Consider the following 16,416-nt stretch of genomic DNA (forward strand, 5'->3'; position numbering starts at 1 on the left):
CGTTATTCCATTGAGTAACTACTCATTCCAATTCGTAATTTCATTCGGTCTAAGCCGCCCCCTATAGTCCCTCTATTCCTCGTTGTTAGTGAGTTGTTGCCTGTGGACTATCTGCCCTTATTTGCTGCGATTAAAGATAAACCGGTGCTGGTGGTTGGTACGGGTGAAATCGCCGATCGCAAAATCGCGTTTCTGCAGCGCGCAGGGGCCCAGGTGAAAGTCGTTGAAGAGGCGGATTTCGACGAGTCACAAATCGACAGCGTTGTGCTGGTGATTGCGGCGACCGAAGATCGTGACCTCAATCGGCGTATCTCCGACGCCGCTCAGGCCCGTTACCGCCTGGTGAACGTGGTGGACGACCAGCCTTTATGCTCGTTTATTTTCCCGTCGATCGTTGACCGCTCGCCGCTGCTGGTGGCGATCTCCTCCGGCGGGACCGCACCGGTGCTGGCGCGCGTGCTGCGGGAAAAAATCGAAGCGCTGCTGCCGACCAGCCTCGGGCGGATGGCTGAGAAAGCCAGTTACTGGCGCAACCATCTGAAAACCCGCCTGACCAGCGTGACGGAACGCCGTCGCTTCTGGGAACGCGTGTTTCGCGGCCGCTTTGCCAGCCTGATGCATGCCGGTAATGAGACAGCGGCGCAGAAAATCCTCGAGGACGAACTGGATAACCCCGGCAGTACGGGCGGGGAGATCATTCTGGTGGGCGCGGGGCCGGGCGATGCCGGGCTCCTGACGCTGCGCGGCCTGCAGGTGCTGCAGGATGCGGACGTGGTGTTCTACGACCACCTGGTCACCGACGGCGTGCGCGAGCTGATCCGTCGCGACGCGGAGCAAATCTGCGTCGGCAAACGGGCGGGCGAACACTCGGTGCCGCAGCACGACACCAACCAGATGCTAATTGACGCCGCGAAAGCGGGCAAAACCGTGGTGCGCCTGAAGGGGGGCGATCCGTTCATTTTCGGTCGCGGCGGCGAAGAGCTGCAGGCGGCAGCCGAAGCGGGCGTTCCGTTCCAGGTGGTGCCCGGCATCACGGCGGCTTCTGCGGTAACGGCCTACGCCGGTATCCCGTTGACCCACCGCGATTACGCCCAGAGCGTCACCTTTGTGACCGGCCACTACAAGGCGGAAAGCACGCCGTTCGACTGGTCGCATCTCGCCCAGAGCCGCCAGACGCTGGCGATATACATGGGCACGATGAAGGCGGCGGACATCAGCGAACAGCTTATTCAGCACGGTCGCGAGGCGACGACCCCCGTCGCCGTCATTTCTCGCGGCACGCGCGTCGATCAGCATGTTGCTGTCGGCACACTTCAAGACCTTGCAACCCTGGCGAAAGACGCCCCGATGCCCGCCCTGATCGTGGTGGGGGAAGTGGTGCAGCTGCACAGCACGCTCGCCTGGTTTCAGCACACAACCGATACAGAAGGCTTTGGTTCTTCTGTTGTAAATTTGGCTTAAGGAACGGTTATGGACCAAAAACGTCTTACACACCTGCGGCAGCTCGAAGCGGAAAGTATCCATATTATCCGCGAAGTGGCCGCCGAGTTTTCTAACCCGGTGATGATGTACTCCATCGGTAAAGATTCCAGCGTCATGCTGCATCTGGCGCGTAAAGCGTTTTATCCGGGCACGCTGCCGTTCCCGCTGCTGCACGTGGACACCGGCTGGAAATTCCGCGAGATGTACGAGTTCCGCGATCGTACCGCGAAAGCCTACGGCTGCGAGCTGCTGGTGCATAAAAACCCGGAAGGGGTGGCGATGGGGATTAACCCGTTCGTGCACGGCAGCGCCAAACACACCGATATCATGAAGACCGAAGGGCTGAAGCAGGCGCTGAATAAATACGGTTTTGATGCGGCCTTCGGCGGCGCGCGCCGTGACGAAGAGAAATCCCGCGCCAAAGAGCGTATCTACTCCTTCCGCGATCGCTTCCACCGCTGGGACCCCAAAAACCAGCGTCCGGAGCTGTGGCACAACTACAACGGCCAGATTAACAAGGGCGAAAGCATCCGCGTCTTCCCGCTCTCCAACTGGACCGAGCTGGATATCTGGCAGTACATCTATCTGGAAAACATCGAGATCGTTCCGCTGTACCTGGCCGCCGAGCGCCCGGTGCTGGAGCGTGACGGCATGCTGATGATGATCGACGACGATCGCATCGACCTGCAGCCGGGTGAAGTGATCAAAAAACAGATGGTGCGTTTCCGCACCCTCGGCTGCTGGCCGCTGACCGGCGCGGTGGAATCCAACGCCCAGACGCTGCCGGAGATCATCGAAGAGATGCTGGTGTCGACCACCAGCGAGCGACAGGGGCGCGTGATTGACCGCGACCAGGCAGGCTCCATGGAGCTGAAGAAACGTCAGGGTTATTTCTAAGGAGCCGCCATGAATACCACTATTGCTCAACAAATTGCCAACGAAGGCGGTGTGGAAGCGTATCTGCACGCGCAACAACACAAAAGCCTGCTGCGTTTTCTGACCTGCGGCAGCGTGGATGACGGGAAAAGTACCCTGATTGGCCGCCTGCTGCACGATACGCGCCAGATTTATGAAGATCAGCTCTCCTCCCTGCATAACGACAGTAAGCGTCACGGTACCCAGGGCGAAAAGCTGGATCTGGCACTGCTGGTGGATGGCCTGCAGGCGGAGCGCGAGCAGGGCATCACGATTGACGTGGCCTACCGCTATTTCTCTACCGAGAAGCGCAAATTTATTATCGCCGACACCCCGGGGCACGAACAGTACACCCGCAATATGGCGACCGGCGCGTCGACCTGTGACCTGGCGATCCTGCTGATCGACGCCCGTAAAGGCGTGCTGGATCAGACCCGTCGCCACAGCTTTATCTCCACGCTGCTGGGGATCAAACACCTGGTGGTGGCGGTCAACAAGATGGATCTGGTGAACTTCAGCGAAGAGAAGTTCGAGGAGATCCGCCAGAGCTACCTGACCTTTGCCGAACAGCTGCCGGGCAACCTGGATATCCGCTTTGTGCCGCTCTCGGCGCTGGAAGGGGATAACGTCGCCTCCCAGAGCGCGAACATGCCGTGGTACAGCGGCCCGACGCTGCTGGAGGTGCTGGAGACGGTTGAAATTCAGCGCGTGGTCGACACTCAGCCGATGCGCTTCCCGGTGCAGTACGTGAACCGTCCTAACCTCGATTTCCGCGGTTTCTCCGGCACCCTTGCGTCAGGCGCCGTAAAGGTCGGTCAGCGCGTCAAGGTGCTGCCATCCGGCGTGGAATCGACCATCGCACGCATCGTCACCTTCGACGGTGACCTGCAGGACGCAGGCGCCGGTGAAGCGGTTACGCTGGTGCTGAAAGACGAGATTGATATCAGCCGGGGCGATCTACTGGTGGATGCCCAGGAAACGCTGGCCGCCGTGCAGGGGGCTTCCGTGGATGTGGTGTGGATGGCGGAGCAACCGCTGACGCCGGGCCAGAGCTACGACATCAAAATCGCCGGCAAGAAGACCCGCGCTCGCGTGGACGGTATTCAGTTCCAGGTGGACATCAACAACCTGACCCAGCGCGAGGTCACAGAGCTGCCGCTGAACGGTATTGGTCTGGTCGATCTGACCTTTGACGAACCGCTGGTGCTGGATCCGTATCAGCAAAATCCGGTGACGGGCGGGCTTATCTTTATTGACCGCCTGACGAACGTCACCGTCGGCGCGGGGATGGTCCGTGAGCCAAACGAACAGGCGTCCGCAGCTTCAGAATTCAGCGCCTTTGAGCTGGAGCTGAACGCGCTGGTGCGTAAGCACTTCCCGCACTGGGGCGCGCGCGATCTGCTGGGAGGCAAGTAATGGCTGCCCATGATGAGAACGTCGTCTGGCATCCTCATCCGGTCACCGTCGCCCAGCGCGAACAGCTCCACGGTCACCGTGGAGTTGTGCTGTGGTTTACCGGGCTGTCCGGCTCGGGTAAATCGACGGTGGCGGGCGCGCTGGAAGAGGCATTGCATCAGCAGGGCGTAAGCACGTACCTGCTGGATGGCGACAACGTGCGCCATGGCCTGTGCAGCGATTTAGGGTTCAGCGACGACGACCGCAAAGAGAACATCCGCCGGGTCGGGGAGGTCGCCAGCCTGATGGCCGACGCCGGGCTGGTGGTGCTGACCGCATTTATCTCTCCACACCGCGCCGAGCGCCAGATGGTGCGCGAACGCGTGGGCCAGGATCGCTTTATCGAAGTGTTTGTGGATACGCCGCTGGAGGTTTGCGAAGCGCGCGACCCGAAAGGGCTGTACAAAAAAGCGCGTGCCGGAGAATTGCGCAACTTCACCGGCATTGACGCGGTATACGAAGCGCCTGAATCGCCTGAAATTCACCTGGAGGGTCAACAATTGGTAACAAATTTAGTAAGCCAATTATTAGACCTGCTCAGACGGGACGATATTATCAGATCCTGAGACGGTATCGTTCGGGAGCTGTCTTCCCGAACGATGAGTCACGGTCACAGGACTAGCTATGCGCAACAGTGAACATTACATCACCACCACCGGGTCGGAGCCGCTTGCGACCGACGACGAAACGACCTGGTCATTTCCTGGGGCCATCATTGGCTTCGTCTCATGGTTGCTGGCGCTGGGTATCCCGTTTCTTATCTACGGCGGCAACACGCTTTTCTTCTTTCTCTACACCTGGCCTTTCTTTCTGGCGCTGATGCCCGTGGCGGTTGTCGTCGGCATTGCGCTTCACTCGCTGCTCAACGGCAAGCTCCTGTACAGTACCGTGGTCACGATTGTGACGGTGGTGCTGATGTTTGGTCTGTTATTTTTGTGGCTCATGGGCTAACTTCAGCCATAATTCAAACCGTAACCAACTGTGTAACGATATTGAGCAGGACGATTCTGCGGAAAAAATGTGGTACATTTGCCCGCGATGTTGCGGCATCTCTGTTACCCCGGCGTAGTGCTCTGGGGAAGTCTTGGGATGATGATGCCGTTTTTCAGGGGGCAGGATGGGTAAACTAACGCTGCTGTTGCTGGCTTTGCTAATCTGGCTGCAATATTCGCTGTGGTTCGGTAAGAACGGACTGCACGACTATAGCCGGGTGAGCGATGACGTCGCGGCTCAGCAGGCAACAAACGCCAAACTTAAGGCGCGAAACGATCAACTCTTCGCTGAAATTGATGACCTCAATGGCGGGCAAGAGGCGATTGAGGAACGCGCACGCAATGAACTCAGTATGACTAAGCCGGGCGAAACCTTTTATCGTCTGGTTCCGGATGCGTCTAAACGCAATCAGGGCTCAGCACAAAACAATCGATAATCAGGCCCAGGATTACGACATGGCAGTAACTTTTTCGGACGTATGCGCCGTGGTGCCGGCCGCAGGTTTTGGCCGGCGCATGCAGACAGAATGTCCCAAGCAATACCTCTCTATTGGCGATAAAACGATCCTCGAGCACGCCGTGGCGGCGCTGCTGGCGCACCCGCGGGTGACGCGGGCGATCATCGCTATCAGCCCCGGCGATGAGCGCTTCGCGCAGCTCCCGCTGGCAAATCATCCACAGATTACCGTTGTCGATGGCGGTGCCGAGCGCGCCGATTCCGTGCTGGCAGGCATTCAGGCGGCCGGTAACGCGCCGTGGGTGCTGGTGCATGACGCGGCGCGTCCGTGCCTGCATCAGGACGATCTCGCTCGCCTGCTGGCATTGAGCGAAACCAGCAAAGTGGGCGGCATTCTGGCCGCTCCCGTGCGCGACACCATGAAGCGTGCCGAGCCGGGCAAACGGGCTATCGCCCATACCGTCGATCGCGTCGATCTCTGGCACGCGCTGACGCCGCAATTTTTCCCCCGCGAACTGCTCCACGACTGCTTAACGCGTGCGCTTAACGAAGGTGCGACCATCACGGACGAAGCTTCTGCGCTGGAGTACTGCGGTTTCCACCCTGAGCTTGTTGAAGGACGTGCTGATAATATTAAAGTGACGCGTCCGGAAGATTTACAGCTCGCGGAATTTTATCTTACCCGTTTGACCCATCAGGAGAAGGCATAATGCGAATTGGACACGGTTTTGATGTACACGCCTTTGGCGGCGAAGGCCCAATTATCATTGGCGGCGTGCGCATTCCTTATGAAAAAGGGCTGCTGGCGCATTCTGATGGCGACGTGGCGCTGCATGCGCTGACCGACGCGCTGCTGGGCGCGGCCGCACTGGGTGATATCGGCAAGCTGTTCCCGGACACCGATCCGGCGTTTAAAGGGGCGGACAGCCGTGAACTGCTGCGCGAAGCGTGGCGCCGCATCCAGGCGAAAGGCTATACCCTTGGCAACGTCGACGTGACGATTATCGCCCAGGCCCCAAAAATGCTGCCGCACATTCCGCAGATGCGCGTGTTTATCGCAGAAGATCTGGGCTGCCATATGGACGATGTGAACGTGAAAGCGACGACGACCGAGAAGCTGGGCTTTACCGGTCGCGGCGAAGGCATTGCCTGTGAAGCCGTGGCGCTGCTGGTGAAGGCGAGCAAATGACAGAATTCGACAACCTGACATACCTGCACGGTAAGCCGCAGGGGAACGGGGTGCTGAAAGCCAGCCCTGAAGATTTCCTCGTGGTGGAGGATCTGGGCTTTGAGCCGGATGGCGAAGGCGAACATATCCTGGTGCGTATTCTGAAAAATGGCTGCAATACCCGCTTTGTGGCCGACGCGCTGGCAAAATTCCTCAAAATTCATGCCCGCGAGGTGAGCTTTGCCGGGCAGAAAGATAAACACGCCGTCACGGAACAGTGGCTCTGCGCGCGCGTTCCCGGCAATGCGATGCCTGATTTAAGCAAATTTGAGCTTGAGGGCTGTAAGGTACTGGAATATGCCCGCCACAAGCGCAAACTGCGTCTGGGCGCGTTAAAAGGCAACGCGTTTACGCTGGTGCTGCGCGACGTGACTGACCGTGAAGACGTTGAAAAACGCCTGAATGCCATCAACGACCGCGGCGTACCGAACTACTTTGGCGCGCAGCGCTTTGGCATCGGCGGCAGCAACCTGCAGGGCGCACTGCGCTGGGCGCAAAGCGACGCGCCGGTGCGGGACAGGAATAAACGCAGTTTTTGGTTGTCGGCGGCCCGCAGTGCGTTGTTTAATCAGATTGTGAGCGAAAGGCTGAAAAAACCGGACGCGAATCAAGTTGTTGTTGGCGATGCGCTACAATTAGCGGGACGCGGAAGCTGGTTTGTGGCAACGGCCGAAGAGATGGCCGATGTCCAGTCGCGCGTGGACGCAAAAGGGCTGCTGATCACCGCCGCGTTGCCCGGTACGGGCGACTGGGGAACCCAGGGGGAGGCCCTGGCCGCCGAGCAGTCAGCCGTGGCGGATGCGCCAGAATTGCAGTCCTTGCTGGTGCGGGAAAAAGTCGACGCGGCACGCCGCGCGATGCTGCTCTATCCGCAGCAGTTAAGCTGGAACTGGTGGGATGACGTGACCGTCGAGTTACGCTTCTGGCTGCCGGCAGGCAGCTTTGCCACCAGTGTTGTCAGGGAACTTATCAACACCTCGGGTGATTATGCGAATATTGCTGAGTAACGATGACGGGATCCACGCGCCAGGCATTCAGACCCTGGCGAAACACCTCCGTGAGTTTGCGGATGTGCAGGTTGTGGCGCCCGATCGTAACCGCAGTGGAGCGTCTAACTCGCTGACGCTGGAGTCGTCGCTTCGCACCTTTACCTTTGAAAATGGCGATATTGCCGTACAGATGGGCACGCCGACCGACTGTGTTTTTCTGGGCGTGAACGCGCTGATGCGGCCGCGTCCGGATATCGTCGTCTCCGGCATTAACGCCGGGCCTAACCTCGGCGATGACGTGATTTACTCCGGCACCGTGGCGGCCGCAATGGAAGGCCGCCATCTGGGATTCCCGGCGCTGGCGGTCTCGTTGAACGGCTACACGCACTACGACACCGCCGCCGCGGTGACCTGTTCGATCCTGCGGGCGCTCGGCCGCGAGCCGTTGCGTACCGGACGCATCCTCAACATTAACGTGCCGGATCTTCCTCTCGATGAAATTAAAGGCATCCGCGTCACCCGTTGCGGGAGTCGACATCCTGCCGATCAGGTGATCCCGCAGCAGGATCCGCGCGGCAACACGCTTTACTGGATCGGCCCTCCCGGCGATAAGTGCGATGCGGGTCCGGATACCGACTTTGCCGCCGTGGAGGAAGGCTATGTTTCGGTTACCCCGCTGCACGTAGATTTAACCGCGTATAGCGCGCATGATGTGGTGTCGGGCTGGCTGGATCGCGCAGGAGTGAACGCGCAATGGTAAACAAACGTGTACAAACTCTTCTGGAACAACTACGCGCGCAGGGGATCCGCGACGAGCACGTGCTTGAAGCGCTCGCCCTGGTTCCGCGTGAGAAATTTGTAGACGAGGCGTTTGAACACAAAGCGTGGGAAAACGTGGCGCTGCCCATCGGGCAGGGCCAGACGATTTCGCAGCCTTACATGGTGGCTCGCATGACGGAGCTGCTGGAGCTGACGCCCGATTCGCGCGTGCTGGAGATTGGCACCGGGTCGGGGTATCAGACCGCGATCCTGGCGCATCTCGTTCATCACGTATGCTCCGTTGAGCGGATCAAAGGTTTACAGTGGCAGGCGCGTCGTCGCCTGAAACAACTTGATTTACATAATGTTTCGACACGACACGGTGATGGATGGCAGGGTTGGAAGGCTCGTGCCCCGTTTGACGCGATCATCGTGACGGCGGCCCCGCCAGAAATTCCAGCAGCCCTGTTGTCGCAGCTGGATGAGGGGGGCATTCTGGTTCTGCCTGTCGGGGACGAGCAGCAGCTGTTGAAGCGCGTTCGTCGGCGCGGCGGCGAGTTTATTATCGACACCGTGGAAGCCGTGCGCTTTGTGCCTCTGGTGAAGGGGGAGTTGGCCTGAGACTCGGAATTATCCAGGGTTATTAAGGCAAATTCAGCGTATGGTGTGGCGCGAAACATTCGTGCCATCACGGTAAATTTTAAGTCACTGGTAGTTAACACATTCCTGGGGGATAAATGAGCGCGGGAAGCCCTAAATTCACCATCAGCCGTGTTGCGGCATTATCACTGGTTTCGCTCTGGCTGGCAGGCTGTACAAGTTCTAACAACGCGCCTGCGCCCGTCAGTTCCGTCGGCGGAAACAGCGGCTCCGGTAACACGTCCAGCGGAATGTTAATCACGCCGCCACCTAAAATGGGAACGGCTGCGCCGCAGCAAACACCACAAATTCAGCCTGTGCAACATCCTGTTACACAGCCAATGCAGGTTCAGCCAGTTGAACAGCCTGTTCAGACCCAAAACGGCCGCATAGTCTATAACCGCCAGTATGGGAACATTCCGAAAGGCAGCTACACCGGTGGCAGCACCTATACCGTGAAACGCGGCGATACGCTGTTCTACATTGCGTGGATCACCGGGAACGATTTCCGTGACCTCGCGCAGCGCAACAACGTCCAGGCCCCATATGGTCTGGAAGTCGGGCAAACGCTCCAGGTGGGCAACGCGACGGGTACGCCGCTTACGCCTGGCAACACGGTTTCAGCAGCCGATGTGACGGCTCAAAATAACAGCGTTAAGCCTGCACAAAAATCCACCACGGTGGTTGCTTCACAACCTGTAATTACGTATTCTGAGGATTCAGGTGATCAGACTGCTAACAAAATGTTGCCGAATAATAAAGGGACTGCGACTGCTGTCACAGCACCGGTTACGGCACCTGTGGTTAGCTCTACTGAACCGACTGCCAGCAGTATGACCTCCAGTTCGCCGATTTCTGCATGGCGCTGGCCGACTGACGGCAAGGTTATCGAGAACTTCTCTTCCTCCGAAGGGGGAAATAAAGGGATCGATATCGCAGGGAGTAAAGGACAGGCTATCATCGCGACCGCAGATGGACGCGTTGTGTATGCCGGTAACGCTCTGCGCGGTTACGGTAATCTTATCATCATCAAACACAACGATGATTACCTGAGTGCCTACGCCCATAACGACACAATGCTGGTCCGGGAACAACAAGAAGTTAAGGCGGGGCAAAAAATCGCTACCATGGGTAGCACCGGAACCAGTTCTACACGCTTGCATTTTGAAATTCGTTACAAGGGGAAATCCGTAAACCCGCTGCAGTACTTGCCGCAGCGATAATTTGACGGGGCATGCCAGCCAGGGTGTCTCGTTCAGGGATCACGGGTAGGAGCCACCTTATGAGTCAGAATACGCTGAAAGTTCATGATTTAAATGAAGACGCGGAATTTGATGAGAACGGAGTAGAGGCTTTTGACGAAAAAGCCTTAGTAGAAGAGGAACCCAGTGATAACGATTTGGCTGAAGAAGAGCTGTTATCGCAGGGCGCCACACAGCGTGTACTGGACGCGACTCAGCTTTACCTTGGGGAGATTGGTTACTCCCCACTGCTAACGGCCGAAGAAGAAGTCTATTTCGCACGTCGTGCTTTGCGTGGTGATGTGGCCTCGCGTCGTCGCATGATTGAAAGTAACCTGCGACTGGTCGTGAAAATTGCCCGCCGTTACGGCAATCGTGGTCTGGCTCTGCTGGATCTGATTGAAGAGGGCAACTTAGGTCTCATTCGCGCAGTTGAGAAGTTTGACCCGGAACGCGGGTTCCGTTTCTCAACCTACGCGACCTGGTGGATTCGTCAGACCATCGAACGGGCTATTATGAACCAGACCCGTACGATTCGCCTGCCGATTCACATCGTCAAAGAGTTGAACGTGTATCTGCGTACCGCGCGCGAGTTGTCCCATAAGCTGGACCACGAGCCAAGCGCAGAAGAAATTGCCGAACAACTCGATAAACCGGTTGATGACGTAAGCCGTATGCTGCGTCTCAACGAGCGCATTACCTCCGTTGACACCCCGCTGGGTGGCGACTCCGAAAAAGCGCTGCTGGACATCCTGGCCGATGAAAAAGATAACGGTCCGGAAGACACCACGCAGGACGATGACATGAAACAGAGCATCGTCAAATGGCTGTTCGAACTGAACGCCAAACAGCGTGAAGTGCTGGCGCGTCGCTTCGGTTTACTGGGGTATGAAGCTGCGACACTGGAAGACGTCGGCCGCGAAATTGGCCTGACCCGTGAACGTGTTCGTCAGATTCAGGTTGAAGGTCTGCGTCGCCTGCGTGAAATCCTGCAGGGGCAAGGTCTGAATATCGAAGCGCTGTTCCGCGAATAAGCAACCTTTCGTCAAAAAAGGCCCGTCGTGAGACGGGCCTTTTTCTTTTGTGTTACGCCTGCGTCGCCGTCTCGTGCAGCAGACGCCAGGTTATTTTGTCACCTTCCTGATTAAGCACCGCGGTTGACCAGCGCACGTTAACGGGCAGGTCTGGCCGGGTTTGCGTCTCCCGGTAGTGAAGCACTGCACCCCGTTCGCCGCTCTGGATCGTGGTTAATTCGTCAATAACGATTTTCAGCCCGGGACGGCTTCCGCGCTGTTTTTCCAGAAAACTGGCCAGGCCGTTATAGTCGACCTGCACACCGCCCGGCGGGATCATCAGAAAATCGCGACGGAAACGGGCGAGCAGGGCGTCGGCCTCGCCTTCACCTTTGCCTAACCATGCTTCAAGCGCAATGTGGAGGTCGATAATGTCGTGTTCGAAAGGCGTCATGAATTCTCCTGTCGCAGCGGGTTTAGCACCTGCGTATTGTTAAGACGAAAAACGTACGGTACAGGCAGCAAGGTCATGCCTGCGGCAAAAATAAACATCCCGTGCCAGGCGTCGTGTGGCGTCAGCCACGCCTGCGCCAGGTTCAGCACCTGCGCCAGCAGCAGGGCACCGGCAAAAAAGCTCAATTGACGATTGAGATTCCACAGCGCGCTGGCATCCGGCATCTCGTCCCGGCGCGTTGTCAGAAACGCGCTGCTCTGAGCCGTGCTGCTGCACAGGCTTCCCCCGGCGCCCATCAGGGCAAACGCGACGGCAGGCAACAGCGTAGCCGAACTGACGTTAATCAAAAGCAGAATGCCCGTCGCCTGCAACAGGCAGCCGATGACGATCAGGGGTCGGGGGCCGATACGGTTAAAATAACGTCCCGTTGCCGTGATGGCGATAAACGATGCCACAGACCACGGCAGCATGAGCATGCCCGTAGCGGCTGGGCTCATGTTCGCCACGTTCTGAAGATAAAACATGCCCGTGACGTTCACCCCAATAAATATGCCAGGAACGCAGATATAGACAAGCATGGAAAAACGCAAAAGCGGGTCCGCGAGCAAGGTCAGGTTTAGCAGTCTGGCCGCGTTCATCGCAGGCATTTCGTGTTTAAGCCACAGGCAGGCCAGAACAAAGGTCACGATAGCGACCGGTAGCGTGGCGAAAAATATCCATCGCCAGCTTAGCGTCTGTACCAGCAGTCCCCCGATAGCCGGGGAGCAGGCCGGGGCAAGCAGCGCGACCAGCATCACCGCCGAGGAGAGTCTGGCACGCTCGTGAGGCTTATACTGTTGCCAGGTCAGCGCCTGTCCAACGGGGATCAGTAAGCCTCCTCCCACGCCCTGAAGCACTCGCCAGGCAATCAGACTTTCCAGCGTTGCAGACAGGCCCGCCGCAGCGGAGGCGGCACTGAACAGAAAAAGCGAGAGCAGGATGACGCGCTTTGGCCCAATGCGGCGCGAGAGCAGGCCGCTGAACGGGATCGCCAGCGTCAGTCCGGCAATGTAGCCGTTACTGACCCAGGCAAGGGCAGAAGGCGTGGTGTTAAAGGCGTGAGCCATCGCCGGAAAGGCGACGCTGGCAATAAACATGTTGATCAAATCAAGAAAAAAGCCCAGCAGATAGACAGCGGCAACTTGGCTGCGATACGTCATGGTGGATCCTCCGGTGAGGTGGCGTATCGTATCGGCTCGGGAAGCACGAATAAACCTGACAAAGCGCGATATACTGTCAAAAATATTTTGACAGTAAAGGGCGTGATGATGATTAACCTACAGCGGACGCAGATGTTTATCGCGGTGGCCGACACCGGCAGTTTTACGGACGCCGCCGAGGCGATGGGGCTGACAAAAGCGGTGGTTAGCTTCAATATCCGCCAGCTTGAAGATGAGCTGGGCGTTACGCTGCTGCTGCGCTCCACCCGCCGCCTGACGCTAACCGAGGCGGGCGTGCTTTTTCATCAGCGCAGCGTGGACCTTCTGAAGGAGGCCGAACGGCTGCAGGATGATGTCCGTGCGAACCATGCGGGGCTCACCGGCGAACTGCGGATCACGACCACGCCTGAATATGGCGCCCGGGTCGTGGTGCCGCTGCTGGCCAGGTTTAGCCAGCAGCACACGGATCTTCGCGTCCGACATGTTTCGTCGTCACTGCACGCAGACCTTATCTCGGAGCGCTTTGACGTGGCCATCCGGCTGGGGACGCTTGTTGATTCGCGCAATCACGCCGCACTGATTTCTCACTTTTCTATTCTCCCCGTCGCGACGCCCGAGTGGCTTGCGGGAAACCCGATCGAATCGCTTGCGCAGCTGGCGCAGGCCGACTGGATTATCCACGAGCGCTTAGCCTCGCCGCTGCGCTGGCAGGTGAAAGATGCCCGCGGTGCGCCTGACGTGCTGGAGATAAAAAAGGCGCCGCGTTTGTTTGCCGACAGCGCTCAGGCCCTTATGGCTTTTGCGCTCGCAGGCGGTGGGGTGGCGTTACTGCCGGAATGGCTGGTGCGCGATGCGCTTGATGCGGGAACGCTGGTGACGATTTTACCGGAGTATACCTTTGCGCGGCAGGGGATCTATGCGGTCTATCCTGATGCCCGGCATGTGCCCGCAAAAGTGCGCACCTTTATCGATTTTATGCGCACCAGCGTGAGTTAATCGTGCATCATCTTTTTGATGAGCGCAGAGAACTGCTCCCGCTCGGCCTTGTTAAGGCGTCCTAAAAAGGCCTCATCAACCTCATTGCCTACCGGCTTACAGTCTGCAAGCAGGGCCTCACCTTCTGGCGTGAGGAAGACAAAGCGACGGCGCTTATCCGAAGGGTCGTGCTCGCGTTTGACCAGCCCGCGCGCCTCCATGCGGCTCAGCATTTCCGCCAGGGTCGCTTTCGTGCTGACCGCGACTTCAGTCAATGCCACCTGTTCAATGCCCGGATGCTCGGCAATCGAGCGCATCACCGCATACTGCGGCTTGGTCAGTTCCGGCAGGGCATGTTGCCACTTCGCGGTATGCTGTTGAAAAAGCTGACGTAACAGGTGGAACGCCTCTTGTCTTAGTTCCATGAACACTCCGACAGAAAAAATCACCCCCTATGATAGCCGCTAAAGTCCAGGATGATAATGCGGCATTTTTTAGCATTTTGTGTGATCGTGTACGAACGATCTTGTCAGAAAAACAATCCGGGAGTAGTTTACCTACAATGTTCGTACACGAACAAATTGATTGAGGTGATGAATGAGATTGATCGTGGGAATGACGGGGGCGACGGGTGCTCCGCTGGGCGTGGCGCTGCTGCAGGCGCTGCGGGAAATGCCGCAAGTAGAGACGCATCTGGTGATGTCGAAGTGGGCAAAAACCACCATTGAGCTGGAAACGCCTTACACCGCCCAGGATGTTGCTGCCCTGGCTGACGTCGTCCACAGCCCGGCTGACCAGGCCGCCACCATCTCCTCCGGCTCGTTTCGTACCGACGGCATGATCGTCATTCCCTGCAGCATGAAAACGCTGGCCGGGATCCGCGCGGGCTATGCCGAAGGGCTGGTGGGCCGTGCGGCGGATGTGGTACTGAAAGAGGGGCGTAAGCTGGTGCTGGTGCCCCGTGAAACGCCGCTCAGCACCATTCATCTGGAGAACATGCTGGCGCTCTCCCGCATGGGCGTGGCGATGGTGCCGCCCATGCCTGCGTACTACAACCACCCGCAAACCGCCGATGACATTACCCAGCATATTGTGACCCGCGTGCTCGACCAGTTTGGCCTGGAGCATAAAAAGGCGCGCCGCTGGAACGGGTTGCGGGAGGCGAAACATTTTTCACAGGAGAATAAAGATGGCATTTGATGATCTGAGAAGCTTCCTGCAGGCGCTCGATGAGCAAGGGCAACTGCTGAAAATTGAGGAAGAGGTAAACGCCGAGCCGGATCTGGCGGCGGCAGCCAACGCGACCGGCCGCATCGGTGACGGCGCACCCGCGCTGTGGTTCGACAACATTCGCGGCTTTACCGATGCCCACGTGGTGATGAACACCATCGGCTCCTGGCAAAATCACGCTATTTCGATGGGGCTGCCTGCGAACACGCCGGTGAAAAAGCAGATCGACGAGTTTATTCGCCGCTGGGATAAATTCCCGATTGCGCCAGAGCGCCGCGCCAACCCGGCCTGGGCGCAGAATACGGTGGACGGTGAAGACATTAACCTGTTCGACATCCTGCCGCTGTTCCGCCTGAACGACGGGGACGGTGGTTTTTATCTCGACAAAGCGTGTGTTGTCTCGCGCGATCCGCTCGACCCGGATAACTTCGGCAAGCAGAACGTTGGCATCTACCGCATGGAAGTGAAGGGCAAGCGCAAGCTCGGCCTGCAGCCGGTGCCGATGCACGATATCGCCCTGCATCTGCACAAAGCGGAAGAGCGCGGCGAAGACCTGCCGATTGCGATTACGCTGGGCAACGACCCGATCATCACCCTGATGGGCGCGACGCCGCTGAAATACGATCAGTCGGAATATGAAATGGCCGGCGCGCTCCGTGAAAGCCCGTACCCGATTGCCACCGCGCCGCTGACCGGCTTCGACGTGCCGTGGGGTTCTGAAGTGATCCTGGAAGGGGTGATTGAAGGCCGTAAGCGCGAAATTGAAGGGCCGTTCGGCGAGTTTACCGGCCACTACTCCGGTGGCCGTAACATGACGGTTGTGCGTATCGACAAAGTTTCTTACCGCACCAAACCGATTTTCGAATCCCTTTACCTCGGCATGCCGTGGACCGAGATTGATTATCTGATGGGGCCAGCCACCTGCGTGCCGCTCTACCAGCAGCTGAAAGCGGAGTTCCCGGAAGTGCAGGCGGTAAACGCGATGTACACCCACGGTCTGCTGGCGATCATCTCCACCAAAAAGCGTTACGGCGGCTTCGCCCGCGCGGTTGGCTTGCGCGCCATGACCACGCCGCACGGCCTGGGCTACGTGAAGATGGTGATCATGGTGGATGAGGATGTCGACCCGTTCAACCTTCCGCAGGTGATGTGGGCGCTGTCATCGAAGGTCAACCCGGCAGGCGATCTGGTGCAGCTGCCGAACATGTCGGTGCTTGAACTCGATCCGGGATCCAGTCCGGCGGGCATTACCGACAAACTGATTATTGATGCGACCACGCCTGTCGCACCAGACACCCGGGGCCACTATAGCCAGCCGGTTCAGGATCTTCCCGAAACCAAAGCCTGGGCTGAAAAACTGACCGCGATGCTGGCTGCACGCCAATAAG

At 58.2% G+C, this 16,416-nt stretch carries 20 protein-coding genes; 16 read left to right on the top strand and 4 right to left on the bottom strand.

The features are described from left to right. The first annotated feature begins 102 nt into the window (after window positions 1-102). The 11 genes from cysG (at window position 103) to PI91_RS04735 (ending at window position 8,898) form a co-directional block, all read left to right on the top strand. Window positions 103-1,461 carry a siroheme synthase CysG gene (cysG, locus tag PI91_RS04685; RefSeq protein WP_039265530.1) on the top strand — a complete coding sequence of 453 codons (1,359 nt, stop codon included), beginning with the start codon at window positions 103-105 and terminating at the stop codon, window positions 1,459-1,461. Between the two features lie 9 nt (window positions 1,462-1,470). Then, entirely contained in the window at window positions 1,471-2,379 is a 909-nt protein-coding gene (gene cysD / locus PI91_RS04690; RefSeq protein ID WP_008499613.1) for a sulfate adenylyltransferase subunit CysD, read from the top strand. A 9-nt stretch (window positions 2,380-2,388) separates the two neighbouring features. Next, complete coding sequence (gene cysN, locus PI91_RS04695; RefSeq protein ID WP_039265531.1) at window positions 2,389-3,813, top strand: sulfate adenylyltransferase subunit CysN; 1,425 nt, start codon at window positions 2,389-2,391, stop codon at window positions 3,811-3,813. Continuing rightward, on the top strand, window positions 3,813-4,418 hold the full coding sequence (gene cysC / locus PI91_RS04700; RefSeq protein ID WP_021241908.1) for an adenylyl-sulfate kinase: 606 nt from the start codon (window positions 3,813-3,815) through the stop codon (window positions 4,416-4,418). The genes cysN and cysC overlap by 1 nt, the downstream gene beginning before the upstream one ends. A gap of 58 nt (window positions 4,419-4,476) precedes the next feature. Continuing rightward, window positions 4,477-4,803 carry a DUF3561 family protein gene (locus PI91_RS04705; RefSeq protein ID WP_008499610.1) on the top strand — a complete coding sequence of 109 codons (327 nt, stop codon included), beginning with the start codon at window positions 4,477-4,479 and terminating at the stop codon, window positions 4,801-4,803. Between the two features lie 166 nt (window positions 4,804-4,969). Further along, window positions 4,970-5,281, top strand: a complete 312-nt coding sequence (ftsB, locus tag PI91_RS04710) for a cell division protein FtsB (protein ID WP_008499609.1) — start codon at window positions 4,970-4,972, stop codon at window positions 5,279-5,281. A gap of 19 nt (window positions 5,282-5,300) precedes the next feature. Next, a complete protein-coding gene (gene ispD / locus PI91_RS04715; protein ID WP_039265532.1) occupies window positions 5,301-6,011 on the top strand; it encodes a 2-C-methyl-D-erythritol 4-phosphate cytidylyltransferase in 711 nt (236 codons plus the stop codon). Then, window positions 6,011-6,490, top strand: coding sequence for a 2-C-methyl-D-erythritol 2,4-cyclodiphosphate synthase (ispF, locus tag PI91_RS04720; protein WP_008499607.1), 480 nt, complete (start codon window positions 6,011-6,013; stop codon window positions 6,488-6,490). Before ispD ends, ispF begins: the two co-directional genes overlap by 1 nt. After that, on the top strand, window positions 6,487-7,536 hold the full coding sequence (truD, locus tag PI91_RS04725) for a tRNA pseudouridine(13) synthase TruD (RefSeq protein WP_039265533.1): 1,050 nt from the start codon (window positions 6,487-6,489) through the stop codon (window positions 7,534-7,536). The genes ispF and truD overlap by 4 nt, the downstream gene beginning before the upstream one ends. Beyond that, window positions 7,517-8,278, top strand: a complete 762-nt coding sequence (gene surE, locus PI91_RS04730; RefSeq protein ID WP_021241911.1) for a 5'/3'-nucleotidase SurE — start codon at window positions 7,517-7,519, stop codon at window positions 8,276-8,278. Before truD ends, surE begins: the two co-directional genes overlap by 20 nt. Further along, window positions 8,272-8,898: a protein-L-isoaspartate(D-aspartate) O-methyltransferase gene (locus PI91_RS04735; protein WP_008499604.1), complete on the top strand. Its 627-nt coding sequence runs from the start codon at window positions 8,272-8,274 to the stop codon at window positions 8,896-8,898. Before surE ends, PI91_RS04735 begins: the two co-directional genes overlap by 7 nt. 94 nt (window positions 8,899-8,992) lie before the next feature. On the opposite strand, the gene PI91_RS26605 is transcribed toward PI91_RS04735, so the two are convergent. Beyond that, complete coding sequence (locus PI91_RS26605; protein ID WP_369751013.1) at window positions 8,993-9,124, bottom strand: peptidase; 132 nt, start codon at window positions 9,122-9,124, stop codon at window positions 8,993-8,995. Here PI91_RS26605 and nlpD point away from each other — a divergent pair. Continuing rightward, the gene (nlpD, locus tag PI91_RS04740; protein ID WP_240613108.1) at window positions 9,066-10,139 is read left to right on the top strand and encodes a murein hydrolase activator NlpD; all 1,074 of its coding nucleotides are present in this window, start codon (window positions 9,066-9,068) and stop codon (window positions 10,137-10,139) included. The two genes, PI91_RS26605 and nlpD, sit on opposite strands and share 59 nt — an antisense overlap. A gap of 59 nt (window positions 10,140-10,198) precedes the next feature. After that, the gene (rpoS, locus tag PI91_RS04745; RefSeq protein ID WP_008499600.1) at window positions 10,199-11,191 is read left to right on the top strand and encodes an RNA polymerase sigma factor RpoS; all 993 of its coding nucleotides are present in this window, start codon (window positions 10,199-10,201) and stop codon (window positions 11,189-11,191) included. 52 nt (window positions 11,192-11,243) lie between these two features. Here rpoS and PI91_RS04750 read toward each other — a convergent pair whose 3' ends face one another. Together PI91_RS04750 and PI91_RS04755 are read right to left on the bottom strand one after the other, a co-directional pair. Then, window positions 11,244-11,624 (bottom strand): DUF4440 domain-containing protein, encoded by a 381-nt coding sequence (locus PI91_RS04750; RefSeq protein WP_039265534.1) that lies wholly within the window; start codon window positions 11,622-11,624, stop codon window positions 11,244-11,246. Beyond that, complete coding sequence (locus PI91_RS04755) at window positions 11,621-12,823, bottom strand: MFS transporter (protein WP_039265535.1); 1,203 nt, start codon at window positions 12,821-12,823, stop codon at window positions 11,621-11,623. The genes PI91_RS04750 and PI91_RS04755 overlap by 4 nt, the downstream gene beginning before the upstream one ends. A gap of 108 nt (window positions 12,824-12,931) precedes the next feature. Between PI91_RS04755 and PI91_RS04760 the strand changes: the two genes are divergently transcribed. Next, on the top strand, window positions 12,932-13,819 hold the full coding sequence (locus PI91_RS04760; protein ID WP_039265536.1) for a LysR family transcriptional regulator: 888 nt from the start codon (window positions 12,932-12,934) through the stop codon (window positions 13,817-13,819). Here the strand turns inward: PI91_RS04760 and PI91_RS04765 are convergent. Further along, entirely contained in the window at window positions 13,816-14,223 is a 408-nt protein-coding gene (locus PI91_RS04765) for a MarR family winged helix-turn-helix transcriptional regulator (protein ID WP_039265537.1), read from the bottom strand. The genes PI91_RS04760 and PI91_RS04765 overlap by 4 nt on opposite strands. A gap of 172 nt (window positions 14,224-14,395) precedes the next feature. Here PI91_RS04765 and PI91_RS04770 point away from each other — a divergent pair, with 172 nt between their 5' ends. Both PI91_RS04770 and PI91_RS04775 read left to right on the top strand, forming a co-directional pair. After that, window positions 14,396-14,998, top strand: coding sequence for a non-oxidative hydroxyarylic acid decarboxylases subunit B (locus PI91_RS04770; protein WP_039265538.1), 603 nt, complete (start codon window positions 14,396-14,398; stop codon window positions 14,996-14,998). Continuing rightward, window positions 14,988-16,415 carry a non-oxidative hydroxyarylic acid decarboxylases subunit C gene (locus PI91_RS04775; protein ID WP_039265539.1) on the top strand — a complete coding sequence of 476 codons (1,428 nt, stop codon included), beginning with the start codon at window positions 14,988-14,990 and terminating at the stop codon, window positions 16,413-16,415. The genes PI91_RS04770 and PI91_RS04775 overlap by 11 nt, the downstream gene beginning before the upstream one ends. Window position 16,416: the final 1 nt, after the last annotated feature.

The organism is Enterobacter sp. FB, assembly GCF_000805795.1.
Lineage (GTDB): Bacteria > Pseudomonadota > Gammaproteobacteria > Enterobacterales > Enterobacteriaceae > Enterobacter > Enterobacter roggenkampii.